Here is a 14,835-nt window from a genome sequence, read left to right as displayed (position 1 = left end):
ACAAAATTTTTATTTTTTATATTTGAATAAAACGATTACATACTGTAAAATAATCCCTATATATAAATATAATGTTTTAGAACATGGGGGAGAAAAATGAATAAAAATGAACTCTTAGAAAAAATGAAGGAAAGGAATAGATTGTCAAAATCGGAGAATCAATTAGCTGTAGATACATTTATTAATATTATCTATGAAGCATTGCAAAATGGAGAAAAGGTATCTTTAAAAGGGTTTGGACAATTTGTAACAAAAGAAAGAAAAAGTAGGAGCATTAGAATCCCCTCTTCAGAAAAACAAGTAAGAGTTCCTGCAAAGGAAATCCCTGCGTTTGAGCCAGGTGAAGAATTTAAAAGTAAGGTGGAAAGAATAATTGAATGAAGCGTAATAGAACTTAATAGAGCATGAAACGCCTCTTTTTCTTATTGACTATATGATATGATTTTTATATAAAAAAAGAAGGGCGTGAAATTCATGATTAATATTGTGATTAGTAAAATGAGTTTGAAAGATAAAACATATATAAAAGTTTTTTATGTTATGAATGAACATCTTATCCATATTAAAGTTTTGGAGAAAAAAGATGATACCTATAAATCGGTTAGTGTGGAAAGTTTAGGTAAGACGACAGCATTAAAATTGTTAACAGAACCAAAAGATGATGTTCATGTAGACCCAGAAGAGTTAATAGATGTGTATGAGTACATGGATTATGCTTTTGAAAAGGCAAAGAGCGAAATAATTCACTATGTAAACAAATCTGATTCATTAGAGTTACTATCGTTTCATGAAATTGGAGGGAAATATTTTGCATTAATTGATGACCAAAACACACCAGTTCATAAAATCTGGGAAATTGGAATTGATGCATCTGGGAAATTCGATAGAATTTCACCCGTTCCTTATTCTCATATTCATGTTCTGACTGAATTGTTATTACCTGAATTACTACAATATGACAAGAGAGTTGTATTACATGTTTCAGATAATATATACTTAGGAATCATGAAAGAGGGAAAAGACGTAGTGGCATGTATTTACTCTGTTAAAAACAATCCGACAGACGATAAAAATAAAATGATTTTTGCAGATGGTGGGTTTGCCTTTAAGGAAACTTCAGAGGGATTCATGAGATATACAGAATTCCCTGAGAAAATCGAGAAGAAAATTGAAAAGAGCTCTAAAACATTAATGAATTTCTTAATTGAATTATTTGAAAGAAAATAAGAGCAAGGTATTTCCCTTGCTCTTTTACTTATTAATCATATCTCTTACATCAAAATAATCTATTCCAAAAGAAGCTAATTCTTCCTTCGAGATAATATAATTTGTAGTCGTATTTACATCAACACCACTTTTTTTAAATGAACGAGTTGCGATTCTTCTTGGTTGCCGAGATAGAGATGCAACGAATTTTTTTAAATTAATTACATGATATTTGTGCATGGTGTTTCGATATTCCTTAAGTAACGCTTGTCGCTCCTCTTTATCTGTTAAAGAAAAGATATAAGCTTCTAATGGGATTGCTTTTACTTTCTCCACTATGTATCAGTCTCCTCTCAAGTAAAAAGTGCTCTATAAAAGAGTACTACTTATTTACTTTCTTTGTTTTCTTTATTAGCTTCTTCTTTTTTCGGTTCGACTTTTTCTTCTACGACTTTACCATTCTTGTCTACTTTTTCTGTTTTAACAAGGTCATATAGTTTGTTTTTACCGAATGCTGTATCCATTGTATCCTTGAAGATTTTCTCATCAGTTGAACCAATCCATGTATATGAAATTTTTCCTGATTCATCAATGAATACAAAGCTTGGAACGAGTTTTAAGTTGTAATTTTTAACAATAGATAAATTATCTCCGTTATCTTTTCCTGCAATAGAATTTTCGTTTACTTCGATATTCAAATCTTTAAAGAACTTCTCAACATCTTCTTTTGAATCTTTTGGGAAGATAGGTAGGAATACTACATCTTTATAAGATTCTTTTACTTTTGCTACAGTAGGTGAACTCTCTTTACATACTGGACAATCATCTCTCATAAAATCAAGAACAACTTTTTTTCCTTTTAATTCGGATAACTTAACCGTTTCCCCTTTGATGTTCTTATATTCAAAGTCAGGAGCAGTCTTACCAATAGACGTCAAAGCAAAGTCCATTGCCAATTTATCAGGGAAATTTCTTTTGAATTCATTCATCCCTTTTTCGCTATAAGAAAGAAGAATTTCTTCAGCAGGTTTAGAATAGTCCACAGATACTTTTCTTTCTTTATATGTTACTTCTTTTTGTGTTTCCTTTTCTTTAGGTGCTTCTTTTGATTGACATCCACCTAACATCATTCCAACAACTGCAAACGCCATGAGTCCCATAAAAGACTTACGAAATTTCACATTATCAACTCCTTTTATTATGTAACTAAATTTTAACATTATCATTAACTATAGTCAATAAAATTGATAGATTGATGATTCTTACTACCCTACTCACATATAATATAAAAATTATAAAAACAGGTATTTATATAAATTAAATTTATAAGGAGTGGGATTTTACAGTGGAGAAATTACCAAACAAAATAGAAGGTTACATTGCAGAATTAAGGTTAAATGTTGAGGGATATCGTCTTCTTGGAAAGAATGACCAGTTTCCGATTTTTTCAAAATCTGCGGATTTCTTTTGTAATGGAGAAATTTTAGATTATAAAACATATTACAAAAGAATATTAGAAAAAGGATATGGGGTTATATACAATGACTACATTATTTTTAAGAAAAATGCAGGTTCAATTGCATATAAAGATTTCATTAGAGAGTACAACTCTAAAACAAATGAAGGGAAAAGTTTCATGAATGGAAAGCTATATGATGCTTTGTTCGATATATACAACTTTGAAATGATAAAAGGATTGTTGTTATCAGCGAAAAATGGTTTCATGAGCGTGAACCAACTAAGAGAAAAGTTAAGTCAATTTGGTGACCCAACAACGATGAATAATCTATTAGAAGAGTGCTTACAATAGCACTCTTTTTGTTGTTTTAGTTATTGTTTTTGTATAGAACATTGTCAGTCATATTTACTATAGTTAATGAATAAAATATGGTTTATTGTAAAATTAATAACTTTGGAAGAGGGGATAAACCATATGACACACTTAACAGAAATGGAAAAAGAAATTATTGCAGTAGAAAATGAGAGGCTTGTTTATTATGTAGTAAAGATGTTTGAAAACTCTCAAATTGACCCAGATGAATTGGTAAATGCAGGGATGGTAGGGTATGCAAAGGCCTTGAATGCATTTGATACAACTCGTGAAGTGAAATTCTCTACATATGCTATTAATTGTATTAAGAATGAGATTTTATTCTTTTTAAGAAAAGAAAAGAAACATAGATTAAATAATGTTTCTTTAAACACTGTTTTATCTGTTGATAAAAATGGAAACGGATTTCATTTAGAAGATATTGTTGCTGAGAAAAATAATGGAGAAAAATCTTTAGAAGATAGAGTAGTAGAAGATGACCACAAGCGTTTGATTCGAGAAGCGATTAAGATGTTAAATCCAGAAGAACAATATATTATGACGTATCGTTATGGTTTAGATAAAAATGGAACAGAAAAGACACAAAAACAAATAGCTGAAGATATTAACATGAGTCAAGCGAATGTATCTAAAATCCAAAAACACTGCTTGATGAAAATTAAGAGATTAATTAAAGAAGAAAAGGTTGCCTAATAATATTTTTATTAATGTACAGTAATAATAAAGTTACTGTATTTTTTATGTTCTTAACTATTCCTGTTTTTTTTAAGGGTGATTTTTAATAAATAAATTAAATTCTTGAATAAATAAAATATCTTGTATATAGGTTTATGTTTCGGAGGGGTTTTTCTTTTAAAAAAACAGGAGGAATTTAATCCTCCTGTGAGTTACGGAATGCCAATTTAAATGTAATGATGTACGGCATAGTAAATAATAACAATTCTACGAATATACGTCCCCACCCTAACAAGTAGTAGTAGTGAACGAATAGAGAACTGTTGATGTACAGTGGAATACCTACGAAGAATATGCCACCACCACCAATATAGATATTACCTAAAGCCAAAATGATTAGACCAATGATATATCCGTTTAATTCTTTTTGAGACTTTATTTTTAGTTTCTTAACAAAAAAGTATAAACATCCAACTTCAATCGTAATACAAATAATAGATATCATTCGATGAGATTCAAATGGAATAAATAGAAGCCAAAATGCTATGGTCATCAATAAATAATAGCTTGATAATAAAATAAAGTTATTAACATGCCGTTCTTCGATTTTGCTAAATATGTTAGTCATATTTTTCACCTCTTATAAAAACAAGGAAGCTAATAGCCCCCTTGTTTACTTTTTACTGTTTCCAGTATCTGTTTTTGTTAGTTTTGTAATTAACTCTTCCAGTTTTTTTGAAGTTTCTTTCAGTTCTTTAAGAGTTTTTTCTGATTGTTCATTCGAATACTTTGCAGTAATATACGCATCAATATGTGTTTTTACAACAAGGGCAAAACGTTTGAGGTCATCACCTTGCATTGGGATTCTAACCAGTTGTTCAGGGCTTGTGCCATAACGAGGTACAATTAAGCCTTTCTCATTTTTTTCCCCTTTACCAAGTTCTGCTTGGAAAAGGAATGGAAGTTTAGAACCTGGTAGTAACTTTAGAACACGGGATTCACTCATTCCATCTTCACGTTCTTTCCCACGTTGTTTTAATGATTCAGCAGGTGTTCCACCCATATCATCAAAGATTTTACCTGGATACTTCGCACCTTTTGCTTTTTCATTCTCAGCTAACTTATGGATTTTTCCTGACATGATATCTGCGGAAAGAACTAAGAATTTATCAATATCCATATAAATTGGAATTTTGGCTGTGTAGCGTTCTCCTGCTTTTTTGTTTTGGTCATAAGTAATGAAATTCATATAGACCTTTCCAATGTCAAATCCTGTGTTTAGAACCTCCATGAAACAATCTCTTCCATCGAATCGAATAATTTGTAACGGATTAGTTTCTCTTGCCATTGTTACATCAGCTCCTCTAAATATTAAGTTTTTTATCAATATGTAAAAGTAAAATTGGTTTAAAACAATTCATTTACTATAATTGATTTTATTATTTTTCTTTGACAATAGTCAATGAATTATATAATCTTATTATAGTTTCTGATTCATGAAATTACAAGGGATTATTTTATAATTTGAGGTGTATTTTAGTGAACTATTATGAAGATGAAATAGCTTTATTGCTAAAGGAAGAGCTAAGTATTATGTATGGTATCAGTAATTTTGATGTGTTATATCGTTATGTTGTATTGCGATTTGGATGTGACAGTATAGATGATAAAAAAAAGAAAGAAGAGTTTATATATAAAAAGAATTTTATTCAATTCATATTGAATGAGTTACAGATTGAAGTTAAAAAGGATAAAGTTAACTATAAAGGAGAGTTTATCTCTATCAATCCAATTATAGGTAGTTGTTTTGCAAACGCTATTGAAGATTGGTGTTTTTCATCAACGTTCTATCCTGTTACAACTGAAGAAGGCATATCACAAGATGTAACTACGTATTTGTCTGATTTGGAAAAAGACTTAGTGAAAAGGGCTAAGAAGAAGAACAGGAAATATAAGAAGGAAAGTGATTACTGGTATCGAGTGAAGTACGAATATTTGATGTTATTAAATGAATTGTTTCAAGTGCAAATTTCAAGTCCAAATAGAATTAGAGGATTTGCCTGTGTTGATGATAGGTTGTCAATTGAAACCTTAGAGAGTCGTTATATACAAATGTTTATATCTGATATTCAATATAGTTCAAATGTCGAGTTGATAACAGAAGCGATGTTAGAAGAGTATATGAAGCGTAATTTATCGTTAGTAGAAAGTGGACTTAGATTAATTGCTACTCAATACATGCTTCCAAAGGGACGGGTTGATATCTTAGCGAAAGATTCAAACGGTGTGTATGTAGTTATTGAATTAAAAGTAGAGGAGGATACTGACATTGTATGGCAGAGCCTGTATTATAGAAATGAAATTAAAAGAATAAAGAATGTGAACAAAGTTAGGTTCATAACCATCATGCCGAAATGTGAGAACCATATTTTCGATTCTTTACAATTTGTTGGTGGTGTGGAAATTTTTGAGTATATTCCAATGATAAAAAATGAACAATTAATTAAGATGGACTTAAAGAGGAAATCTACTTGTACCGAAAAAATAGCTTAACTATAAAAGAAAGTGGTGTTTTACTTGTTAATACCTAATGATTATCATACGTCTTGGTCTGAATTTATAGAGGTACGTAGGGAAGAATTGGATAAAATTGAGGAGAAGATTGGGCATGACTATACACCCTCCAATCCTAATCATGTATTAAGATTTTTAAATTTAGATTTGAACAAAGTAAAAGTGATTTGGTTGGGACAAGACCCTTATTTTGTAGAGGGTATCGCAACGGGAAGGTCATTTGAAGATGGAGCATTAAAAAGTTGGGTAGGTAATGCACCTCAACCTGCTTTGAGAAATATTATTAGAAGTATTTACGGAAGTATTAAAAATATAGATGCATATAAGAAAATCTTAAAATATAATGAAATAAAAAAAGAAATAAGTAACGGGAATTTTTTAATAGAAGAAACACCTGAGAAATGGTTTGCATCTTTAGAGGAGCAAGGTGTTTTATTTTTAAATGTATATTTAACTACGAAGATAGGAAAAGCAGGGGAGCATGAAGGGATATGGAAAGCATTTGCTATGGATTTGTTAAAATATATAAATAGTAAAAATGATGAGATTGAGTGGTTTTTGTGGGGAAATGATGCGAAGGAAATAGGTAGTGAATTGGTATTAAAAAATAAACATGAGGGTAGACATCCCACGTATACTTCTGAGGGATATGAAGATGATATTCTATATTTTAATGGTTTTGAGAAGACAAAGCATATGATTAATTGGCTTGGAAAATAGGAAAAGAAGCAGAACTAAAATCTGCTTCTTTTTTGTCTTTTAATCTACAAATTCAGCTAAATTCTCATTAATTAGTTGGTAAATCGCTAATGATAAGAATCCAGATAAGAGAATAAATACGTAGAAGAATAATTGATTCCATAAAAGTCCTGCTCCAATAGCGCATCCAATAGAAAAAATGAATAAGATGAAGCATGTAAATACTGTGGATTTTGTATGTTTTTTTATTTCATCAGGTAGGTGACTATGTACCTTTAAAGTTTTTGTTAAGTTAATAAGTGTTAAAATGATTGCCATGCCAGAGATGGCAACTAATAGTACGTTAATGACAAGTATCAGCATATTTCATTTCCCCTTTCCTTTCATATTTATATCCTTATTATATGATTTTATTATAGGGTTAAATCTTGTATGTTGTTTGAGTACAACCTGATATTTCATTGACAATAGTCAATATAAAATGTATCATACGTGGTGAAGAAAGACAGTAAGGAGATGATAGTATGAGTGAAGAATACAATGGAGATTCCATAGAGATATTAGAGGGATTAGAGGCGGTTCGTAAACGACCAGGTATGTATATTGGTTCAACGAATACTAAAGGTCTACACCATATGATTAAGGAAATCACTGATAATTCCGTGGATGAAGCAGTAGCAGGATATTGCGATGAAATTATTACTCGGATACATAAAGATAACTCTATTTCTATAGAAGATAATGGTCGAGGAGTCCCTGTTGATGTACATCGAAAAGCAGGATATTCAACTGCAAGGGTGATTTATACTATCCTTCATGCAGGTGGTAAATTCGGTGGGAATGGATATAAGGTGTCTGGTGGTTTACACGGTGTAGGTGCATCTGTAGTGAATGCATTGAGTTCTTATTTAGAAGTGGAAATACATAGGAATGGAAAGATATATAAAGACCGCTATGAAAATGGTGGGGTTCCTGTTATACCGTTAACTGAAAATGGAGAACTTCCTTCAATTGGTGATACAGACAGACGTGGTACAAAGGTTCGTTTTTTACCAGATGACACAATCCTTGAAACTACAGAATGGAATATTGAAACCATTGAAAAGAGATTACAAGAATCTGCATTTTTAAATAAAGGATTGAAGTTTGTTTTTATAGATGAAAGAACAGGATATGAAAAGACCTTCTGTGAAAAAGATGGAATTGGTGGATTAGTGAAGGAAATAAATCATTCAAAACCTACATTAACAGATGTTATATCTTTTTCAGGTGTATCGAAAGATATTGAAGTTCAAATCGCTTTTCAATATGTACAAGAATATAACGAACATCTTATCAGTTATTGTAATAATATTATTACCCCTCATGGTGGAACTCATATAGTTGGCTTAAAATCAGGTATAACACGATTAATTAACGGTTATGCAAAAGAACTTGGTCTACTAAAAACGAAAGACAACACGATTGATGGTGCTCATATCCGTACAGGAATTGTGGCTGTAGTGTCAATTCGTCATTCGAACCCACAATATGAGGGGCAAACAAAAGAAAAGCTCGGCAGTACGGATGCGAAGGGTGCTGTAGAGGAAGTCATTAAAAATGAAGGCTCCAAGTTCTTTGACTTACATGTAGAAGAAGTTAAACGAATTATTGAAAATGCAATGAGGGTGTCCAAGATTAGGGAAACAGAAGAGAAATCGAGGGATAATAGTCTCCAAAAGAAAGATGCCCAACTACAGACGAATGGAAAATTAGCATCTGCTTCTTCAAAAACACCTGTAAAAAAGAAAGAGATTTACCTTGTAGAAGGTGATTCGGCAGGTGGGACAGCAAAACAAGCAAGGGATAGAAAAACGCAAGCTATACTTCCTGCAAAAGGTAAGATTATTAATGTGGAAAAAGCCAGAATTGATAAAGTTCTATCAAATGAAGAGATTCAAAGTATTATAGTTGCAATTGGTGGGGGTCACGGGAAGGCCTTTGATATTTCGAAAGTTAATTATGGTCGAGTTGTTATTATGACAGATGCCGATGTAGATGGTGCTCATATTCGAACGTTATTGCTTACTTTCTTCTATCGTTATATGCGTCCTCTTATTGAAGAAGGGTATGTTTGGATTGCAGTGCCACCATTATATAAGATTGTACATGAAGAACAGCAAGGTAGAAAAAAGGTTGAAACAGAGATGTACGCTTATTCAATTGAAGAATTAGATTCGATTATGAGTACAATAGGGAATAAAATAAAGGGTATTCAACGTTATAAAGGATTAGGGGAGATGTCTGCAACCCAATTATGGGATACGACATTAAATCCCGAAACAAGAAAGCAAATACAAGTAAGGATAGAAGATGCGAAAGAAGCAGATGCTGTAACGGAACTATTGATGGGTGATAAGGTAGCGCCAAGAAGAGAGTTTATTATCAGTGAAGCTCATAAAGCGAATATAGATATTTAAAAGAAGGAGGAGAAATCTCCTTCTTTTTTACTAACAGCTATTTACAATTATATAATCGTCATAATAATATATATATGTATACAAAAACTGTAAGTGTAACCTAATTAAATAAATAACATTTTTAAGTAATAAATAATTGACTAATGAATGTTATTGAGTTACAATGAAATCAAGTTAGAAAAGCAAAAACAAAATTTAAAACTTTTTAGTAATAAATAATTGACTAAATAATACTAAAGAGTTATAATAAAGTTAAGATAAGAAACACGGAAACAATAAGGAAATTTAATTTTAATCAATTAATTATTATAAAAATATATTAAGATAATATAGGAGGAAACGAAAATGAAAAACATCACAAAGGGTAAAGTAGTAGGAACGGCATTAACAACAGCATTAGCTTTCGGAACATTAGGGGCTTTAGGAACAACTGCTCATGCAGACCAATTAAAAGATGCAGAGGTAAACTTACCAAAGACTGAAATCGTAGCTCCACAACATGCTCAAGTAGCACCAGTGAAAGAAGTAAAAGAAGAAGCGAAAGTTAAAGAAGTGAAGGAAACTGCTAAAGAAGTAAAAACTGAACAACCACAAAAGGCAGAAGCGAACAACGTGGTGGAAAATAAAAAGCAAGAAGTTAAGCAAATGGTAAAGCAAGAAACAAAGCAGGAAGTTAAGCAAGAGGTAAAACAAGATGCGAAGCAAGAAGTAAAATCAATTGCTCCACAAAAAAATGTAGTTGCACCTCAGCCGAAGGTAGCACAAGCACCACAACAACACACTGTTAAAGATGTGAAGTTCGTAGACCACTTCTATCGTGTGCAAGGTCAAGACCCGAAACGTCAACCTATTGAGAAATTTGTTGTAAGTGGTTTAGGGAATGGTGTAACAGCGAAAGTGTTATATTCATTTGAAGCTAATGACACTGAATATGTAAAAATTGAAGTAAAAGATGGATTCGGAAATACTATCACACATGATATTCCTGTTTCTGTAAATACAATGCCTGTCATTACGTTAGACAAACATAGAGTGCTTGTAGAACAAGGTCAAGGTGTTAATGTCTTAAATGCGTTAGGTGCAAAAGGTTATGATGAAGAAACTGGTGTTCTTAATATTAAAGTTACTGGTAATACAGATACATCGGTATTAGGTGAACGTTCACTTAATTTAAAAGTTACTGACAATACTAATCTATCGGTTTCTGAAAATGTTATTATGAACGTTGTTCGATTTAAAGGTGTTCTACAAATTGAACAAAACGAAAATATTAATTACATTGATGCTACTCGATTTGTTGAAGGTCTATCTAACACAGCTCGTGCAATTATCACAAATGTTGATGAAGTGAGTGGTATGGTAACTGTAAAAGTAACAGACGGTGAAAATTCAATCTCAAAAGCAATAAAAGTAACAAAAGCTCATGTAAATGAAGAACCAAGTATTAGCGTTGAAAATGACTATGTATTTGCAAAACAAGGTGAGGTTAAAGATATTATTGCATCAGCGAAAGTAACGGCAAGTGACCGAGAAGATGGAGATTTAAGCAAATCAATTAAAGTAAGTGGATTTGACCCTCAGGCTTCAGGTGTACAAACAGTAACACTTACTGTAACTGATAGCGAAGGTGCGACTGCGGAACGAAAAGTGTATGTTCGCATGATTAATTTCGTAGACTCAATTAAAATTGAAAAAGGATTTAGAGTGGAGAACATCGCTAATGAAAAATTAGTTACAGGTCTAAAAGGTTCCGACGGTGTTTCTATTAAGGATAATGGAAATGGAACAATTACAGTTTCTGTAAGAGATAATGCTTTAAACACTACAATTCAATCTGTTGTAAAAGTTGAAGTAGAAGGTAATAAAGAAGAAGACAAAGGCACTAACGAAGACAAAGGTACAAACGAAGATAAAGGAACAAACGAAGACAAAGGCACTAACGAAGACAAAGGCACTAACGAAGATAAAGGTACAAACGAAGATAAAGGTACAAATGAAGATAAAGGTACAAACGAAGATAAAGGTACAAATGAAGATAAAGGTACAAACGAAGATAAAGGTACAAACGAAGATAAAGGTACAAACGAAGATAAAGGTACAAATGAAGATAAAGGTACAAACGAAGATAAAGGAACAAACGAAGACAAAGGCACTAACGAAGATAAAGGTACAAACGAAGACAAAGGAACAAACGAAGACAAAGGCACTAACGAAGATAAAGGAACAAATGAAGACAAAGGTACGAACGAGGACAAAGGCAACAAAGATGATAATGGTACAGTAACAGAAGATAAAGGTACGAACGAGGACAAAGGCAACAAGGATGATAATGGTACAGTAACAGAAGGTAAAGGTACGAACGAGGACAAAGGAAACAAAGACGATAAAGGCACTGTAACAGAAGACAAAGATACACAAACAGATGGTGGTTCTGTAACGGGAAATAAAGATAATAAAATTGAAGACAAAGTAATTGCTGAAAAAGAAAACAAAGAAACAGTAACATCTACTAACAATGAAGGTAATGAAAAAGTTGCTGAAAAACAAGTGGATAAAAAAGAAACTGTTAAAGATGAGATTAATAAACCTACTGATAAAAAAGTAGAAAAAGATACAAAAGCGACATCTAAAGAAACTGCGAAGGAAACGAAAGCAGAAGCTAAAGATAAAAAATTACCAGAAACAGGCGGTGACCAATCTACAACTATGGGAAGTTTAATTGCAGGTGGATTAGCAATACTTGCAAGTGTGGTTATGAGACGTAAATCAAAAAAACAAAACTAATTCGGTAAAATAGATGAAGGTAGTCCAGTAAATGGGCTACCTTTTTTGTGTTTAATTGATTTAAGAATGGATTATGTATTTTAATAGGGGAGGTTTTATAGTTATAAGTTTTATTGACAATAGTCAATAAAAATATGTTATAATTGTTCTATCTTTCGGGCATATTAATTTGGTTTTATAAGAGTTCTATAGAATTATGAATAAAAAATATATGTAATAAAATGTGTTAATAGATAGCAAGTTATATGGAGTAACTTGTTGTAAAAATAAAAGGAGTTGATACAATTGGGAGGAAAAATTGAAACTATATCATATTCAAAAGAAATGAAGAGTTCATTTATAGATTATGCTTTGACTGTAGTTACAGATAGAGCATTGCCAGATGTTCGTGATGGACTAAAACCTGTACATCGTAGGATTTTGTATGCGATGGGTGATTTAGGAATGTACCCTGATAAGGCTTATAAAAAATCAGCACGTATTGTTGGGGAAGTAATTGGTAAATATCATCCACATGGAGACTCGGCAGTATATGAATCAATGGTAAAGCAAGCACAGGATTTTGTGAAAAATGCTCCACTTGTTGATGGGCATGGTAACTTTGGTTCGGTAGATGGTGACTCTGCGGCCGCAATGCGTTACACAGAAGCGAGGTTATCTCCTGTAGCAATGGAAATGATACAGGATTTGTCGAAAGGTGTAGTTGATTTTAGAGACAACTTTGATGCATCTGAAAGAGAGCCAGTTGTATTACCTGCGAAAATTCCAAATCTATTAGTAAATGGAGGGGTGGGTATTGCGGTTGGTATGGCTTACAGAACACCACCTCATGGTGTAAATAGTGTTGTTGATACATTGATTGCATATGCAGATAAACAAGATATCGATATAGAGTCATTAATTGATATAATAGAAGCACCTGATTATCCGTCTGGAGGTATTATTACAAATAAGAATGAACTGAGAGACTTATATAGAACGGGTATTGGCAAGGCGGTAATAAGAGCCAAAATAGATATAGAAGATGCGGGATATGGCAGGACGAATTTAGTGGTAAAAGAAATTCCCTATCCGTATTCAGGTTCTAAAACGAATTTGATTAGCAAGTTAATAACAATGGTAATTGAGAAGAAGTTAGAAGAAGTTGTGAATGTAACAGATGAAAGTGATAAAGATGGCATTCGAATTGTATTGGAAGTGAAAAAAGGTGTAGACATAGAAAAACTATTAAATAAGCTTTATAGCAAAACACCTTTACAAACAAGTGAGTCTTATCAATATTTAGTTTTAGTGGATGGAGTTCCAACTACAATTAATTTAATAGATTACTGTAAGCATTATTTTGATTTTCAAAAAGAGATAACAAGAAAGAGATATGAATATCTTCTTAGTAAAGCAAAAGTTCGAAAAGAGATTTTAGAAGGGTTAGTCAAAGCGGAGGAAATGATGGATACCATCATTGAAATGTTAAGAGGGGCTAAGAAATCGAAAGAAGCAAAAGTGTGTTTAATGGAAGGGAATACTGAATCAATCTCGTTTAAAACAAAGAAGCATGAGAATCTTGCTAAGAAATTCGCTTTCACAGAAAAGCAAGCACAAGCAATTTTAGATATGCGTTTGCAAAAACTAATCGGATTAGAAGTTGAGCAATTAAATAAGGATTATAAAGATGTACTTACTGAAATGGAAGATTATGAATTGGTTTTAAGTAGTGAAAAAGAGATGTTAAAAGTTATTAAGAAGTATTTAAGGGGTTTTAAAAAGGATTTCGGAAGAGAGAGACGAACTGAAATTCAAGAAAAGAAAACAATTGAATATGTAGAAGAAATAAAAGAAGAAGATGTATGGGTATTGATTGATAAGTTTGGATACACAAAGTCAGTAGATACAATTTCTGTTGAAAGAAGTTCAGAAGAAACGTTGTCTGAGTATAAACAAGAGATTCTAACAAAAAATACATCTAAGCTTTCAGTTTTTACAAATCAGGGACGACTATATCAAATTAAATTAGCGGATATCCCTAAGGTGAAAATAAAAGACAAAGGTGTACCAATTCAACGATTAGGAAAAATGCAAAAGAATGAGTATCCATTATACATTACAACAAATACTGAATTAGAAAAAGAAAGAGTAATCATGTTAACAAAGACAGGTTTGATTAAACAAACGTTATGCAGTGAATTAATTTCAAGTCGTTCAGTTGTAGTAGCGACTAAATTAGAAGAAGATGATGAAGTTATTCAAATAACTCCAATTAAGGAAGTAGATGAAGATGTTCTTGTGTTCTCGAAAAAAGGTTATATCTTACGATTTAGCATTAATGAAATCCCTGTTCTGAGGAAAAATGCAAAAGGTGTTAAAGCTGTATCGTTTATGGAAGAGGATGTAATTGAAGGGTTTTACATTGTAAATGATAGCAATGAAGATGTGAAACAACTAAATGGAAAACAGATACAACTATCGAAGGTAGAACGAAAGACGAGGGGTAAAAAAGGTATTAAGTTTTAGTGCGTAATAAAAGGGTTTGTCTCTTAGAAGGTAGAAAAGAGATGAACCCTTTTTGCGTTGACTATAGTTTGTGCAAATAGGATAATTTAAGTAAATAAA

The 14,835-nt window shown here is 32.0% G+C and carries 14 protein-coding genes; 9 read left to right on the top strand and 5 right to left on the bottom strand.

Annotation, left to right across the window (positions count from 1 at the left end; genetic code table 11):
• The first annotated feature begins 96 nt into the window (after positions 1–96).
• The gene (locus MHB52_RS33430; protein WP_061662203.1) at positions 97–381 is read left to right on the top strand and encodes an HU family DNA-binding protein; all 285 of its coding nucleotides are present in this window, start codon (positions 97–99) and stop codon (positions 379–381) included.
• A gap of 93 nt (positions 382–474) precedes the next feature.
• Complete coding sequence (locus MHB52_RS33425; protein ID WP_061662204.1) at positions 475–1,227, top strand: hypothetical protein; 753 nt, start codon at positions 475–477, stop codon at positions 1,225–1,227.
• Between the two features lie 24 nt (positions 1,228–1,251).
• On the opposite strand, the gene MHB52_RS33420 is transcribed toward MHB52_RS33425, so the two are convergent.
• Both MHB52_RS33420 and MHB52_RS33415 read right to left on the bottom strand, forming a co-directional pair.
• The gene (locus MHB52_RS33420) at positions 1,252–1,542 is read right to left on the bottom strand and encodes a hypothetical protein (RefSeq protein ID WP_061662205.1); all 291 of its coding nucleotides are present in this window, start codon (positions 1,540–1,542) and stop codon (positions 1,252–1,254) included.
• A 50-nt stretch (positions 1,543–1,592) separates the two neighbouring features.
• Positions 1,593–2,387 carry a TlpA family protein disulfide reductase gene (locus MHB52_RS33415; protein WP_253703026.1) on the bottom strand — a complete coding sequence of 265 codons (795 nt, stop codon included), beginning with the start codon at positions 2,385–2,387 and terminating at the stop codon, positions 1,593–1,595.
• 164 nt (positions 2,388–2,551) lie between these two features.
• On the opposite strand from MHB52_RS33415, the gene MHB52_RS33410 reads away from it, so the two are divergent.
• Both MHB52_RS33410 and MHB52_RS33405 read left to right on the top strand, forming a co-directional pair.
• The gene (locus tag MHB52_RS33410) at positions 2,552–3,016 is read left to right on the top strand and encodes a hypothetical protein (RefSeq protein WP_061662206.1); all 465 of its coding nucleotides are present in this window, start codon (positions 2,552–2,554) and stop codon (positions 3,014–3,016) included.
• A gap of 123 nt (positions 3,017–3,139) precedes the next feature.
• Complete coding sequence (locus MHB52_RS33405; RefSeq protein WP_061662207.1) at positions 3,140–3,730, top strand: sigma-70 family RNA polymerase sigma factor; 591 nt, start codon at positions 3,140–3,142, stop codon at positions 3,728–3,730.
• A gap of 178 nt (positions 3,731–3,908) precedes the next feature.
• Here MHB52_RS33405 and MHB52_RS33400 read toward each other — a convergent pair whose 3' ends face one another.
• A complete protein-coding gene (locus tag MHB52_RS33400; protein WP_061662208.1) occupies positions 3,909–4,340 on the bottom strand; it encodes a hypothetical protein in 432 nt (143 codons plus the stop codon).
• A 45-nt stretch (positions 4,341–4,385) separates the two neighbouring features.
• Positions 4,386–5,060 carry a hypothetical protein gene (locus tag MHB52_RS33395; protein WP_061662209.1) on the bottom strand — a complete coding sequence of 225 codons (675 nt, stop codon included), beginning with the start codon at positions 5,058–5,060 and terminating at the stop codon, positions 4,386–4,388.
• A 191-nt stretch (positions 5,061–5,251) separates the two neighbouring features.
• Here MHB52_RS33395 and MHB52_RS33390 point away from each other — a divergent pair, with 191 nt between their 5' ends.
• Positions 5,252–6,265, top strand: coding sequence for an endonuclease NucS domain-containing protein (locus MHB52_RS33390; RefSeq protein WP_061662210.1), 1,014 nt, complete (start codon positions 5,252–5,254; stop codon positions 6,263–6,265).
• Positions 6,266–6,289: 24 nt separating this feature from the next.
• A complete protein-coding gene (locus MHB52_RS33385) occupies positions 6,290–7,006 on the top strand; it encodes a uracil-DNA glycosylase (RefSeq protein WP_061662211.1) in 717 nt (238 codons plus the stop codon).
• 39 nt (positions 7,007–7,045) lie between these two features.
• On the opposite strand, the gene MHB52_RS33380 is transcribed toward MHB52_RS33385, so the two are convergent.
• Positions 7,046–7,348: a hypothetical protein gene (locus MHB52_RS33380; RefSeq protein ID WP_061662212.1), complete on the bottom strand. Its 303-nt coding sequence runs from the start codon at positions 7,346–7,348 to the stop codon at positions 7,046–7,048.
• Between the two features lie 161 nt (positions 7,349–7,509).
• Here MHB52_RS33380 and MHB52_RS33375 point away from each other — a divergent pair, with 161 nt between their 5' ends.
• From MHB52_RS33375 to MHB52_RS33365, 3 genes are all read left to right on the top strand, one after another.
• The gene (locus MHB52_RS33375; protein WP_061662213.1) at positions 7,510–9,444 is read left to right on the top strand and encodes a DNA gyrase/topoisomerase IV subunit B; all 1,935 of its coding nucleotides are present in this window, start codon (positions 7,510–7,512) and stop codon (positions 9,442–9,444) included.
• Positions 9,445–9,789: 345 nt separating this feature from the next.
• A complete protein-coding gene (locus MHB52_RS33370) occupies positions 9,790–12,228 on the top strand; it encodes an LPXTG cell wall anchor domain-containing protein (protein ID WP_340768904.1) in 2,439 nt (812 codons plus the stop codon).
• A gap of 285 nt (positions 12,229–12,513) precedes the next feature.
• Positions 12,514–14,736 (top strand): DNA gyrase/topoisomerase IV subunit A, encoded by a 2,223-nt coding sequence (locus MHB52_RS33365; RefSeq protein WP_061662215.1) that lies wholly within the window; start codon positions 12,514–12,516, stop codon positions 14,734–14,736.
• Positions 14,737–14,835 lie beyond the last annotated feature (99 nt).

This window comes from Bacillus sp. FSL K6-0073 (assembly GCF_038006085.1).
GTDB classification, from domain to species: Bacteria; Bacillota; Bacilli; order Bacillales; family Bacillaceae_G; genus Bacillus_A; species Bacillus_A cereus.
The sequence above is the reverse complement of the archived record's forward strand: the minus strand, read 5'-3'. Positions and strand labels throughout refer to the sequence as shown.